This window comes from Candidatus Pantoea symbiotica, from assembly GCF_056491525.1.
Genome location: NZ_JBSZHR010000002.1, coordinates 3,274,451 through 3,287,060 on the forward strand (window position 1 = coordinate 3,274,451; position 12,610 = coordinate 3,287,060).

At 55.9% G+C, this 12,610-nt stretch carries 13 protein-coding genes; 4 read left to right on the forward strand and 9 right to left on the reverse strand.

Annotated features, from left to right (window positions below):
* Positions 1-79 precede the first annotated feature (79 nt).
* Genes ACXIZX_RS15675 through ACXIZX_RS15690 form a run of 4 tightly spaced genes read left to right on the forward strand, consistent with a single transcriptional unit; the run spans position 80 to position 2,965 of the window.
* Entirely contained in the window at positions 80-1,303 is a 1,224-nt protein-coding gene (locus ACXIZX_RS15675; RefSeq protein ID WP_179452149.1) for a SpoIIE family protein phosphatase, read from the forward strand.
* 9 nt (positions 1,304-1,312) lie between these two features.
* Positions 1,313-1,864 carry a SiaB family protein kinase gene (locus ACXIZX_RS15680; RefSeq protein ID WP_179452148.1) on the forward strand — a complete coding sequence of 184 codons (552 nt, stop codon included), beginning with the start codon at positions 1,313-1,315 and terminating at the stop codon, positions 1,862-1,864.
* A gap of 7 nt (positions 1,865-1,871) precedes the next feature.
* Complete coding sequence (locus ACXIZX_RS15685; protein ID WP_008103278.1) at positions 1,872-2,258, forward strand: DUF1987 domain-containing protein; 387 nt, start codon at positions 1,872-1,874, stop codon at positions 2,256-2,258.
* Positions 2,255-2,965 carry a GGDEF domain-containing protein gene (locus ACXIZX_RS15690; protein WP_256697409.1) on the forward strand — a complete coding sequence of 237 codons (711 nt, stop codon included), beginning with the start codon at positions 2,255-2,257 and terminating at the stop codon, positions 2,963-2,965. The genes ACXIZX_RS15685 and ACXIZX_RS15690 overlap by 4 nt, the downstream gene beginning before the upstream one ends.
* Here the strand turns inward: ACXIZX_RS15690 and mrdA are convergent, their stop codons facing one another.
* The 9 genes from mrdA to osmY all read right to left on the reverse strand — a co-directional run bounded on the left by mrdA (position 2,966) and on the right by osmY (position 12,427).
* Complete coding sequence (gene mrdA, locus ACXIZX_RS15695) at positions 2,966-4,840, reverse strand: penicillin-binding protein 2 (RefSeq protein ID WP_154182002.1); 1,875 nt, start codon at positions 4,838-4,840, stop codon at positions 2,966-2,968.
* Between the two features lie 188 nt (positions 4,841-5,028).
* Positions 5,029-5,742: a purine-nucleoside phosphorylase gene (deoD, locus tag ACXIZX_RS15700; protein WP_008103284.1), complete on the reverse strand. Its 714-nt coding sequence runs from the start codon at positions 5,740-5,742 to the stop codon at positions 5,029-5,031.
* A gap of 33 nt (positions 5,743-5,775) precedes the next feature.
* On the reverse strand, positions 5,776-6,999 hold the full coding sequence (deoB, locus tag ACXIZX_RS15705; protein ID WP_154155177.1) for a phosphopentomutase: 1,224 nt from the start codon (positions 6,997-6,999) through the stop codon (positions 5,776-5,778).
* 94 nt (positions 7,000-7,093) lie between these two features.
* Positions 7,094-8,416 (reverse strand): thymidine phosphorylase, encoded by a 1,323-nt coding sequence (gene deoA, locus ACXIZX_RS15710; protein WP_179452147.1) that lies wholly within the window; start codon positions 8,414-8,416, stop codon positions 7,094-7,096.
* A gap of 62 nt (positions 8,417-8,478) precedes the next feature.
* On the reverse strand, positions 8,479-9,258 hold the full coding sequence (gene deoC / locus ACXIZX_RS15715) for a deoxyribose-phosphate aldolase (RefSeq protein ID WP_061720500.1): 780 nt from the start codon (positions 9,256-9,258) through the stop codon (positions 8,479-8,481).
* Positions 9,259-9,549: 291 nt separating this feature from the next.
* Positions 9,550-10,329: a TatD family hydrolase gene (locus ACXIZX_RS15720; RefSeq protein ID WP_179452146.1), complete on the reverse strand. Its 780-nt coding sequence runs from the start codon at positions 10,327-10,329 to the stop codon at positions 9,550-9,552.
* Positions 10,326-11,378: a patatin-like phospholipase family protein gene (locus ACXIZX_RS15725; RefSeq protein WP_179452145.1), complete on the reverse strand. Its 1,053-nt coding sequence runs from the start codon at positions 11,376-11,378 to the stop codon at positions 10,326-10,328. Before ACXIZX_RS15725 ends, ACXIZX_RS15720 begins: the two co-directional genes overlap by 4 nt.
* A 179-nt stretch (positions 11,379-11,557) precedes the next feature.
* Positions 11,558-11,719: a DUF1328 domain-containing protein gene (locus ACXIZX_RS15730; protein WP_007893192.1), complete on the reverse strand. Its 162-nt coding sequence runs from the start codon at positions 11,717-11,719 to the stop codon at positions 11,558-11,560.
* A gap of 93 nt (positions 11,720-11,812) precedes the next feature.
* Positions 11,813-12,427 (reverse strand): molecular chaperone OsmY, encoded by a 615-nt coding sequence (gene osmY / locus ACXIZX_RS15735; RefSeq protein WP_179452144.1) that lies wholly within the window; start codon positions 12,425-12,427, stop codon positions 11,813-11,815.
* Positions 12,428-12,610: the final 183 nt, after the last annotated feature.

Genomic DNA, 12,610 nt, shown 5'->3' on the forward strand with positions numbered 1-12,610 from the left:
ATGGCGACCCAACTGATCATAAAAGTGTCACAGCCGCGCAGTAATCTAAGATAATTCCTAATCAACGTCAGATTCTTCTATGCAGCTGCCTGATTTACGCGCAGGCCTTGCCTCCTTGTCGAGTCGTTCTCGTGCGCGTTCGCTGTGCATTGCCGTGCCGTTTGTCAGTCCCGCGATGGACAACACGGCGGTGATGGCGTTGTTTACCGAGCACAAAGATCTGATTGGTTTGCCAGTGATCGAAAACGGTACGCCGTTTGGCATGATCAACCGCCATATCTTCCTGTCGCAAATGTCGCGCCCGTTTTTCCGCGAACTCTACGATCGCAAAAGCTGCATCGCCTTTATGGATAAAGAGCCGCTGGTGATCGATGCCGACACCGAGCTCGATCAGGTGGCGCAGCAAGTGGTGGCGACCGGCGATAAGTCGGTCACCGACGGCTTTATCCTCACCGAGCAAGGCCGCTACATCGGCATCGGATTGGGTATCGATCTGATTCGTACCGTGTCAGATTTGCAGCATCAACAGCATCAGCAAATTTTGCAGAGCATCGATTATGCGCGCGTGATTCAGGACGCGATGCTCGATCGCTCAAAGCAGCAGATGGCGCAGCAGCTCAGCGATTGGTGCCTGCACTGGCAGCCGCGCGATGGCGTCGGCGGCGACTATTACGCCTTCCATCAGGATCAACACGGCTGGCTGGCGCTGATTGCCGACTGCACCGGCCACGGCATTCCCGGCGCGTTTATGACGGTGATCCTGCAATCGGCGCTGGAAAATGCGCTGCAGCAGGATCGGCGCGCGCCGTCCGACGTGCTGCAATCGCTCAATCGCCATATCAAACAGACCCTTGGCCAGCTCAATGCCTCGCAGCAAACCTCGCTGTCGAACGACGGCTGCGATGCCATCGCGCTGCGTCTGGATAGCGAAAATCATCAGCTTTCATGGTCGAGCGCGCGCATGCACGCGCTGCTGCATAGCGCCAGCGGCGAGGCGGAATCGCTGAAGGCCGACCGCGTTGGCATTGGCTACACCGATACGCCGCAGGATTACGTCTGGCCGCAGCAGCAACGCACGCTCAATCCCGGCGACATGCTGCTGGTGATGACCGATGGCGTCACCGATCAGCCCGGCGGTGAACGTCACATTATGTTTGGCAAAAAGCGCATTCAGACGCTGCTGAATCACTATCAAACGCTGCCGATGCCGGCGCTTTCCACGGCATTCGAGCAGGAATTTCTTCGTTGGCAAGGCAACCAGCCGCGACGCGATGACGTCACCTGGTTTGGCTTCCGCTATTAGAGTCACGTTATGACACCAGTTTCGAACCTTAGCCGCCTCCCGCCAGAGAGCGTGGCGCTGCACTACACCGGCCTCTTTTCGCCGCAGAACATCACGGCGATGGGCGAAGTGATCAAAGTGTTTCTTGAGAATCAGCAGGCGCCGGTCAAAGTGCGGCGTCGCTTGTTCTCCAGCTTTGTCGAGATCGTGCAAAACATCCTGCGCTATTCACAAGATAGTCGCAGCACCAGCCACGCCGAGCAGGATTTTCGCTTCGGCACGGTGACGCTGCACGTTGAAGGCGACAACTACGTGCTGGAGAGCAGCAATCAGGTGGATGAAGTCGCCTGTGAGCAGCTGCGCTACTGGCTCGACCTGCTGCGCACCATGAGCAACGAAGAGATTAAACAGGCGTATCGCGTGGGATTACGCGCCGAGAGCCCCGCCACCAGCAAAGGGGCCAACATTGGATTATTAACGCTGGCGCGCGACGTCAGCGAACCGCTGGAGTATGAACTGCGTCCGTTGGCCTCCAACGGTTACGCCACGTTTTGGCTGAAAGCCACCATTCACCAGGATTGATCGATTGATGCAAAACCTTGTTATTGCTGCCACAGAGAGCACGCCCGAAGTGAGTTTTGATTTTGCCGCCGGCCAGTTTGCCCTGCGCGGTGAATCCTGGCCGGAGAACGCGGCGGCATTTTACCGTCCGTTGCTGGACGCCTTAGAGAACTGGCAGCCGCAGCCGGGCGGCGACGTTGAAGTGAATATCGCGCTGCGCTACTTCAACAGCTCCAGCACTAAAATGCTGTTCAGCCTGTTTGATCTGTTCAACCAGCGTGCGCAGAGCGGGCAAACCGTGGCGCTCAACTGGTTCTTCGACGCCGAAGATGATGTCTCAGAAGAGTTTGGTCAGGAGCTGGCGCTGGACTTCACCGATCTGCAGGTGAATCTGCAGGCGGAAATGGCATCGTGATGGACCTCAACGAGCTGTTCCGCGAAGAGAGCGATGTGCTTAATCGCTCGCAGGATGTGGCGGCTCAAACCACGCTCAGCGCTGAGGATTATCGTGATGCGCTGCTGATGGTGAATCGCCATTATCAGCGCCTGATGCGTGAAACCTATCGCATGATCTCGCGCAGTGACCGCGCCGAGCGTGAGCTCAATCGCGTCAACGAACAGCTGCATCAGCTGGCGCAGGAGCTGGAGTACAAAGCCAGCCACGATCCGCTGACGGCGGTGTGGAATCGCGGGGCGATTATTCAGCGCATTACGCAAACATTGAGTAACGGCGCAGCGGCACTGATCATTCTGGATATCGACCACTTCAAACGCATCAACGACGAGTTCGGTCATCCGATGGGCGATAAGGTGATTTGCGCGCTGGTGTCGCGCATTCAGGCGCACTGCCCGGCAGAAGCCAGCATTGGTCGCATTGGCGGTGAAGAGTTTACCGTTTTGCTGCCGCACTATCGCTTATCCGATGCGGTGATTGTGGCGGGCGCGATTCACGCCTCGCTAAATGCTTCACCGCTAGCGGTGTTGCCCGGCCAGCTGGTGACCGCCAGCCTTGGCGTCAGTTACGGCAAGCCGGGTTCCGATTTTGAGACGCTGTATAACAACGCCGATGTGGCGCTGTACGACGCCAAAAATCATGGCCGCAATCGGGTGTTCTTCCGCTGATTACTTAGCCGCCGTTGCTACCGGCGGCGGTGTCGTTTCCGGCACAAAGATGTGGTCGAGGATATTACGCATCAGCGGCGCCGCCGTGACGCCTTCGTTGCCGCCGTTTTCCAGAATCAATGCCACCGCTACTTTGGGATCGTTAAACGGCGCAAACGCGGTGTAGAAGATGTGATCACGCAGGCGCATTGGCGTCATTTTGGCGTTATAGATCTGATTCTTTTTCAGGCTGAATACCTGCGAAGTACCCGATTTCGCCGCAATGCCGTACGGCGCGGTGTGGAAGTATTTGTAGCCGGTGCCGTTTGGCGCATTCGCCATGCCGAACATGGCGTGGCGCACCAGCGACCAGTACGGCGATTTGGCATCGCCAATCTGCGGCTGCGGTAATTTTGCCTGATACGGCTGCACCACCGTGCCGCGCTGCGATTTCTCCAGCAGATGCGGATTAATGACGCGGCCATTATTCAGCAGCGCCACCAGCGCTTTCACCATCTGAATCGGTGTCGCCACCCAATAACCTTGCCCAATCCCAACCGAAACGGTATCGCCCTGATACCACATCTTTTTGTGCACTTTTTGCTTCCATTCACGGCTTGGCAATAATCCGGCGTACTCTTCGTTGAGATCGATGCCGGTGGATTTGCCGTAACCAAACTGGCTCAACATGGTGTGGATGCGATCGATGCCCATCATGAACGCCACCTGATAGAAGAAGCTATCCGCTGACTCTTCAATGGCTTTCGTCACGTCCAGCATGCCGTGACCGGTTTTTTTCCAGTCGCGATATTTACGATCGGTGCCCGGCAGCGTCCAGGTGGGCGCGCCAAATATCGTGAAACTCGGCGTGATAACTTTGGTCAGCAGCGCCGACATCGCCATATAAGGTTTTACTGTGGACGCCGGCGGATACAAGCCTTGGGTGACGCGGTTGATCAGCGGCAGGTCTTTATCCTGCAGCAGGGTTTTATAGGCTTTGTAGCTGATGCCTTTGACGAACGGGTTGGGATCGTAGCTCGGCGCGGAAACCATCGCCAGCACGCTGCCGTCGTGCGGATCTTCAATCAGCGCCGCCGCACGTTGCCCGGCCAGTTGGCTCTCGACATACTGCTGCAAATGCAGATCGAGCGTCAGCGTGATGTTCTGACCGGCCACCGGCGGCACTTCTTTAAGTACGCGCACGATGCGGCCGTGGTTATCCACTTCCACTTCCTGATAGCCGGTTTTGCCGTGCAGCAGCGATTCGTAATAGCCTTCAATGCCTTGCTTACCGATGTTGTGGTCCGCCGCGTAGTTCTCGCCAACGCCTTCTGCATTCAGGCGTTTGTAGTCGTTATCGTTGATTTTAGAAACGTAGCCGAGCACGTGCGCCAGGTCGGCACCGTAAGGATATTCGCGGTCCTGATAGGTATCGACGGTAACGCCGGTAAAGCGGAATTGATTGACGGCGAAACGCGCCACTTCTTCGTCAGTCAGTTCCGCTTTCAGTTCAACCGGTTTGTAGCGGCTGTTCTGTTTGAGCTCGTGCTCGAAGGTTTCAATCTCTTCCGGTGTGAGATCGACAATCGGTGTCAGCTCCTTCAGCGTCTCCTGCATGTTGTCGATTTTGTACGGCGTGATGTGAATGTCGTACCAGCTAACGTTGCGCACCAGCGGAATACCGTTGCGATCAAAGATCAGCCCGCGCGTGGGCGCGATGGGGATCATTTTGATGTCGTTCTCGTTGGAACGCGTCTGGTAATAGCTATGCTGATCGACCTGCAGGCGATACAGGTTGATGCCTAAAATGGTAAAGCAGATGACAACCAGGGCAAAAGCGACAATCGCACGGCGGGCAAACAGCTTTTCTTCTGCTTCGAAATTACGGAAATTCATCAGGTGGGCTTAGTCTCTTTGTTATCACGCTAATGATAAGCAGAGATTGCTTTAGAGCCAGCACGAAGATGCACAAGCCTGGGTAAAAGTGTGTCAGATGTTTACGGGGGGAAGCCAGGTCGCCATTAATGGCGCCCCTACGACGAATGTAGGGTCGGCATTTATGCCGACCTGGTTTAACGCAGTGATTAATCGCCCAGCAGCACTGACTCCAGCGCGATCTTAATCATATCGTTGAAGGTGGTCTGACGCTCAGCCGCGGTGGTCTGCTCGTGGGTGCGGATGTGATCCGACACAGTACAGATGGTCAGCGCTTTGGCACCAAACTCTGCTGCCACGCCGTAAATACCCGCCGCTTCCATTTCCACGCCGAGAATGCCGTACTTCTCCATCACGTCGAACATCTGCGGATCTGGCGTATAGAACAGATCGGCCGAGAAGATGTTACCCACGCGCGCATCAACGCCCAGCGCTTTGGCGGCGTCAACCGCGTTACGCACCATGTCGAAGTCCGCAATCGCGGCGAAGTCGTGATCCTTGAAGCGCATGCGGTTCACTTTGGAATCGGTGCAGGCACCCATACCAATTACCACGTCGCGCAGTTTCACGTCTGCGCGCACCGCGCCGCAAGAACCGACACGGATGATCTTCTTCACGCCGAAATCGGTGATCAGCTCTTTGGTGTAGATCGAGCAGGATGGAATGCCCATGCCGTGACCCATCACCGAAATTTTGCGGCCTTTATAAGTCCCGGTGTAACCCAGCATGCCGCGCACGTTGTTCACTTCCACCACATCTTCAAGGAAGGTTTCAGCGATGTGCTTAGCGCGCAGCGGATCGCCCGGCATCAGTACGACGTCCGCGAAATCACCCATTTCTGCATTAATATGAGGCGTTGCCATGGTTATTTTCCTTATTAAATTTGGGGCGCTGTTTTACAGCATGCTCTTGCCGTAGTCCATGCTGGACAGGCCGAAATATTTTGCGATGGTCTGGCCGATATCTGCGAAGGTATCGCGGTATCCCAGCGATCCTGGCTTCACATTCGGGCCGTAGATCAGAATTGGGATGTGCTCACGCGTGTGTTCAGTACCTTTCCAGCTTGGATCGCAGCCGTGATCGGCGGTGAGGATCAGAATGTCCCCCTCTTTCACCAACTCCATCAGCTCTGGCAAGCGACGATCGAAGAACTCCAACCCGCCCGCATAACCGGCGATATCGCGACGATGTCCCCACGTTGAGTCAAAATCAACGAAGTTAGTGAACACAATCGAGGTATCTGGCGCTTTCTTCATCTGCTCGATGGTGGCGTTGAACAGCGCGTCTAAGCCGGTGGCTTTAACTTTCTGCGTGATGCCCTGCTCAGCATAAATGTCGGCGATTTTACCCACCGAAATCACTTCACCGCCCTTCTCATCGACCAGTTTTTTCAGCATGGTCGGCGCTGGCGGTTCCACTGCCAGATCGTGACGGTTGCCGGTGCGCTCGAAGTTGCCCGCTTTGTCGCCGACGAACGGACGCGCAATCACGCGGCCGATGTTGTAGCCGCCATTGGTCAGCTCTTCACGGGCGATTTCGCACAGCTCGTACAGGCGATCGAGGCCAAAGGTCTCTTCGTGGCAGGCAATCTGGAACACCGAATCCGCCGAGGTGTAGAAAATCGGCTTGCCGGATTTCATGTGCTCTTCGCCGAGCTGGTCGAGGATTACCGTGCCCGATGAGTGACAATTACCGAGATATCCCGGCAAATCGGCACGTTTCACCAGAACATCCAGCAGCTCCTGCGGGAAGCTATTCTCTTTGTCGCTGAAGTAGCCCCAATCAAACAGCACCGGCACGCCGGCGATTTCCCAGTGGCCCGACGGCGTATCTTTACCGGACGACAATTCGCTGGCGTAAGCGTACGCACCGATGATTTCCGCGTTGGGATCGAGGCCTGGCGGGAAACGACCGGTGGAGAGCTCAGCCGCTTTGCCGAGGCCCAGTTTGGTCAGGTTAGGTAAGTGCAGCGGGCCTTCACGACCTTCATTGGCGCGGCCTTCGAAACAGGCTTCGGCGATATGGCCGAGCGTGTCCGATCCTTCATCACCGAATTTATCGGCGTCTTTACTGGAGCCGATCCCGAAGGAGTCGAGAACCATAATAAAAGCACGTTTCATGCAAGTCTCCTGCGCAATGCGCGATGACAAGTCAAAAAAAAGCGATCAGATCAGTATACCCGAACGGCCGCTGCCTGGCACGAAGAAGCGCCAGTTATTCGCTGATGCGACGATAAACCACCGGCGTGATCGCTGGCGCAGTATCGCTCAGCGTGATAGCCGCTTTAACGGCGGCAGCGGCCTGTTGCCACTGCGCTTCCGACGCGGCGTGGATAATCGCCAGCGGACGCTGCGCGTCGATCTGCGTACCGAGCGTGGTCATGTCGCTCAGGCCCACGCTGTAATCAATGCTGTCGCTGGCACGCTGACGGCCTCCACCGAGCGCAACCACCGCCATGCCAAGCGCACGCGTATCCATTGCGCTGACAATGCCAGCACCATCGGCGTACACCGCTTTGCTCAGCGTTGGCGCTGGCAAATAGCTGTCCATGCGCTCGATGAAATCGACCGGACCATTTTGCGCCGCCACCATGCGGGCAAATACGTCAGCGGCTTTGCCGTTATCCAGCACCTGCTGCAGTTTTTTGCGTGCATCGGCGTCGTTTTCAGCCAGTTTGCCGGAGATCAACATTTCCGAGCACAGCGCCATTGTCACTTCCAGTAGACGCGGATTGCGCGCTTCGCCGGTCAGGAACTGCACCGCTTCACGCACTTCGAGCGCGTTACCCGCAGTAGAAGCCAGCACCTGATTCATGTCGGTGAGAAGAGCAGTAGTTTTGCAGCCTGCGCCGTTCGCCACGCCAACAATCGCCTGCGCCAGATTTTCTGAGGCTTCGAAGGTCGGCATAAAGGCGCCGGAACCCACTTTGACATCCATCACCAGCGCATCCAATCCTTCTGCCAGCTTTTTGGCGAGGATCGACGCGGTGATCAGCGGAATGGAATCCACGGTGGCGGTGATATCACGCGTGGCGTAGAAACGTTTGTCGGCCGGTGCCAGCGAGTTGGTCTGGCCAATAATCGCGATGCCGACGTCTTTAATAATCTGGCGGAAACGATCGTCGCTCGGGAAGATATCGAAGCCCGGAATCGCTTCCAGTTTATCCAGCGTGCCGCCGGTGTGGCCAAGGCCGCGCCCGGAGATCATCGGCACATAACCGCCGCATGCTGCCACCATCGGGCCGAGCATCAGCGAAGTGACATCGCCAACGCCGCCGGTGGAGTGCTTATCAACAATCGGGCCGTTGAGATTGAGCGATTTCCAGTTCAGCACCGTGCCGGAGTCGCGCATCGCCATGGTCAACGCCACGCGCTCGTCGAGCGTCATATCATGGAAATAGATGGTCATCGCCAGCGCGGCAATTTGACCTTCTGAAACGCTGTTGTCGCGCACGCCGTTGATAAAGAAGCGGATCTCCGCTTCACTCAGCGCCTGGCCGTCGCGTTTTTTACGAATAATTTCTTGTGGCAGGAACACGGTTGCCTCCCCGGAATAGAGAGGTCGCCATAAATGGCGACCCTACGAACATCGATATGAACTTAATAACCCGCTTTGCTGGTCGCGGTTTCGTGGCCCAGCGTATTCAGCAGGCTTGCCAGCAGGCTGGAAGCGCCAAAGCGGAAATGACGCGCATCCGCCCAGCCTTCACCCAGCAGGTCGTCCGCCAGCTTCAGATACAGTGCCGCGTCTTCCGCAGTGCGCACGCCGCCGGCCGGTTTGAAACCAACTTGCTGCTTCACGCCTTTATCGCGGATCACTTGCATCATGATCGCTGCCACTTCTGGCGTCGCGTTGACCGGCACTTTACCGGTTGAGGTTTTGATGAAGTCTGCGCCCGCATCAATAGCGATTTCCGATGCAGCACGAATCAGCGCTTCGTCTTTCAACTCGCCGCTTTCGATGATCACTTTCAGCAGCACGTTTGCCTGTGCGCAGGCTTCTTTACAGGCTTTCACCAGCTCGAAACCGATGTCACGGTTGCCAGCAATCAGCGCACGATACGGGAACACCACGTCCACTTCGTCAGCGCCGTAGGCGATGGCCGCGCGGGTTTCAGCCAGCGCGATCTCAAGGTCATCGTTGCCGTGCGGGAAGTTGGTGACGGTGGCGATGCGGATTTCCGGCGTGCCCTGCTCGCGCAGCGCTTTACGTGCTGCCGGGATGAAACGCGGATAGATGCAGATGGCAGCGGTATTACCGGCTGGGGATTTCGCCTGACGGCACAGCGCGATCACTTTCTCGTCGGTGTCATCTTCGTTCAGGGTGGTTAAATCCATCAGTTGCAATGCGCGCTGTGCTGCTGCTTTCAGGTCGGTCATGATGCTCTCCAAAATTCAGATCGGCGGGCACAACCCACCGGGGAATGTGACAATTCTAACAACTACCGTGACGATGAATTGCGCTTCATGTCACACGAAAAAGAAAACCTGTCATTTAAATACAGTTATTTAGTGATGTGAATCACAAATAACCACCAGTCAGGCCGAAATGCGCCGCGATGGCCGTTGTTATTATTATCACAAAAATGGGCGCAAAAGTGTACTCTCAGCTTTATCAATGTAGCTAATCAGGCGTAAGGCAGCGTAAATGCAGAATCTGTCGGGGGAGAATCAGGCAGGCAAGGCGAACAGCTGCTGGCTGTTATGCCACAGCGCGTCGGCAATCACTTCGGGGGATTCACTGCGTAACTGGCACAACACGTCAAACACATTGCGCGCCCGCTCCGGACGATTGGGCTGGCCCTGAAAACCTTGCAGCGGCATATCGGGCGCGTCGGTTTCCAGTAATAACGCACTAAGCGGCAGGCTGGCGATGGTGTTGCGGGTTTTACTGGCGCGTTCATAGGTGATGGTGCCGCCCACGCCAATCGCATAGCCGAGTTGAATAAAGCGCTCCGCCTGCTGCTGGCTGCCAGCAAAGCCATGTACCACGCCACGGCGCGGCAGATCGTGACGACGTAAGTGCAGCGCCAGCTGATCGTGGGTGCGACGCGAGTGCAGGATCACTGGCAGATCGTATTGCTTCGCCAGCTTGAGTTGCTTATCGAGCAGCCGCGTCTGTTTGGCGAATTGCGCATCGTCCATATAGAGATCGAGACCGATCTCGCCGATAGCCACCCGCTTGCTATCCGGCTTTTTCAACCAGCGCTCTAACTCATCAAGATGTGCATCTTCCTGATGCTCAGCAATGTTGATTGGATGCAGGCCCAGCGCGGCATACAGCGCCGGATGCTGCTGCGCCAGTTGCGTCACCCGCGCGAAACGGCTGGCATCCACGCTCGGTACAATGATGCGTTCCACGCCCGCCTGCGCAGCGCGCGCAATGCTGGCGTCTGCATCATCAACGAACGGCGGGAAATCGAAGTGGCAGTGCGTATCGATAAACTTCATGCCAGCGAGCCTTTATCATAATCCGCATCGTTTTCCGCCAGCGCGGGCGTAATCAGTGGGCGGTTGTCGGGTGAATTCGCCACAGCGGCGGGCGGCGTGACCGTGGTTGAACGTACCAACGGCTCGGCATCACTCAGCCATTGACCGAGCGTGGCGAGGAAATAGCGCCCGCTGCGGCGGCCTAAATGGTAATCCTGATTCAGCGATGACAAGCGGCTGCCGAGCGCCATGCTCGCCAGCGGTTTAGGCGGACAGATTTCGATGATGCGCAGGTTATCCGGCGGTTGCTCAATGAACTGCTGAATCTCGCGATAGCTCTCTTCATGCTGATGCAGGATGTTGATCATCGGCTGCAAGGCGCTGTCAGACAAAAAGCGCTCCATGCGTTTGAACCACTTCGGCGTGTATGACACCTGCGACGGCACGGTGCGGATCACTACGATGGTATCCGCGCCGCGGCGTGCGGCTTCGCGCACCGGGATTGCATCGCTGATGCCGCCATCCAGATAGCTCACGCCGTCCATCTGCACGCCGCTGCGGTAAAAACCGGGAATCGCGCTGGACGCTTTCAGGATGTCATGCCAGTTGGAGCTAATCGGATTGAAGTACTCAGCGCGGTAATCGTCGCTGCGGCAGGCGCACATATAGAATTCGCTGCCTTTGGCAAACAGCCCTTCGGCGGTATTGAGCGCCAGCGGAAATTCCTGTTTGGTGATGTCGATCAGCCAATCGAGATCGATAAGATGCCCGCCGCGCACGAATCGTAGCGGATCGAAGAATAATTTGCTGGTGGTGTAACGCGAGATCACGCGTCGCGCGTAGCCAGACTGGCCACAGACAAACGCCGACAAGTTTTGCGCCCCGGCCGAGGTGCCGAGTAACAGTTGAAAGGGATTGAAGCCTGCGCGTTGAAACTCATCCAGCACGCCTGCGGTAAAGATGCCGCGCTGACCGCCGCCTTCGCACACCAAGGCGATTTTACTGGATTTGAAAGGGGTTAAAGCTAGCGGTTCAAGTGAACCTAACGTCAACGGAATACGTGTTCCCAATGGATGTCCCTCAGTGTTGCTTGCTCTGAGGGAGTCGCCGAAGCAGCATCCCGGAGAACCAGTCATTGTCGTTCCCTGACCAATTGCTTCTGCAATCGTTGCGGCTTCATAGTATGCCGCAAATGACCGGTCTCCGCTTTAGGTGACTCGCGGGTTAGCGTCTATTGAGACGCAAGTAGTCAGGGTCGTTTGCGCCCGGTAAACAGGCTCACGAGGAACAGAATAATACCGACAATGAAGACAATTTTAGCTGCCCATGCTGCCGTACCCGCCAGACCGCCGAAACCTAATGCTGCAGCAATCAGAGCGATGACCAGAAAGATAATACCCCAACGAAACATAAGCCTCTCCTTTACCATTGTGAAAATCGAACTGCTTATTTACACCTTTGTTTTTATTACGAAACGGCACCAGCAGGTGCCGAGTCGCTCGCGTTAAGATTTCACCTTCAGGTCATTCTTCACGCTTTTCACGCCTTCAATGGCTTTGGCGATTTTCTCAGCACGATCGGACTGTGCCTGGTTCGCCACTTCCCCTGATAACTGCACCACGCCGTCGGTGGTTTCCACCTTAACGTTGCGTGATGGCACGATGTCATCTGCTAACAGCTTAGCTTTAATTTCGCTGGTGGTTGCGGTATCGCCCGCATAACCTTTCAGAGAAGCATTTTTGCTGTCTTTAACGTGTAGTTTGTCGCTGACGGATTTCACACCTTCGACTTTCTGCACCAGCGCGACGGCTTTTTCAGCCTGATCCTGAGAAGCTACAAAGCCGCTCAGTGTCACCACGCCATCATGCGTTTTGACGGAGATATCCGTGCTTTTAATCGCTTCATTATCCACCAGCGCCGCTTTGGCTTTAGCAGTGATGCCGCTGTCATCCATATAACCATCGACTTTTTTCATAGAGCTATCGATCTTCGCACCCGCGCTGTCGGAGGTTTGCTGTGCTTTCTGCGACAGTGATTCATCTGCAAACACCGCACCGCTCAGCAGAGCAGAACCGGCCAGGGCAGCAATCAGGGTTTTGGCAATCTTAGTCTTATTCATCGATATCATCCTTCTATCAGTTAACTCATCCGTTATCGCGGATGCGCCAGCAACGAACGGCGTTGCTGAGTTACTGGACGTAATGAAACCCGAAAGGTCTCTTTTCTCGTCCGACAGGATAATAGTAGTAGGGATTACAGCTTTTGCTGGCTCTTGTGGTTGATATATCGCCAAAAAGAGAAA

Coding starts and splice junctions, on each gene's coding strand:
- ACXIZX_RS15730 (WP_007893192.1), bottom strand. CDS start 11,719: ATGTTTCGTTGGGGTATTATCTTTCTGGTCATCGCTCTGATTGCTGCA.
- deoC (WP_061720500.1), bottom strand. CDS start 9,258: ATGACCGACCTGAAAGCAGCAGCACAGCGCGCATTGCAACTGATGGAT.
- mrdA (WP_154182002.1), bottom strand. CDS start 4,840: ATGAATTTCCGTAATTTCGAAGCAGAAGAAAAGCTGTTTGCCCGCCGT.
- deoD (WP_008103284.1), bottom strand. CDS start 5,742: ATGGCAACGCCTCATATTAATGCAGAAATGGGTGATTTCGCGGACGTC.
- osmY (WP_179452144.1), bottom strand. CDS start 12,427: ATGAATAAGACTAAGATTGCCAAAACCCTGATTGCTGCCCTGGCCGGT.
- ACXIZX_RS15685 (WP_008103278.1), top strand. CDS start 1,872: ATGCAAAACCTTGTTATTGCTGCCACAGAGAGCACGCCCGAAGTGAGT.
- ACXIZX_RS15675 (WP_179452149.1), top strand. CDS start 80: ATGCAGCTGCCTGATTTACGCGCAGGCCTTGCCTCCTTGTCGAGTCGT.
- ACXIZX_RS15680 (WP_179452148.1), top strand. CDS start 1,313: ATGACACCAGTTTCGAACCTTAGCCGCCTCCCGCCAGAGAGCGTGGCG.
- ACXIZX_RS15720 (WP_179452146.1), bottom strand. CDS start 10,329: ATGAAGTTTATCGATACGCACTGCCACTTCGATTTCCCGCCGTTCGTT.
- deoB (WP_154155177.1), bottom strand. CDS start 6,999: ATGAAACGTGCTTTTATTATGGTTCTCGACTCCTTCGGGATCGGCTCC.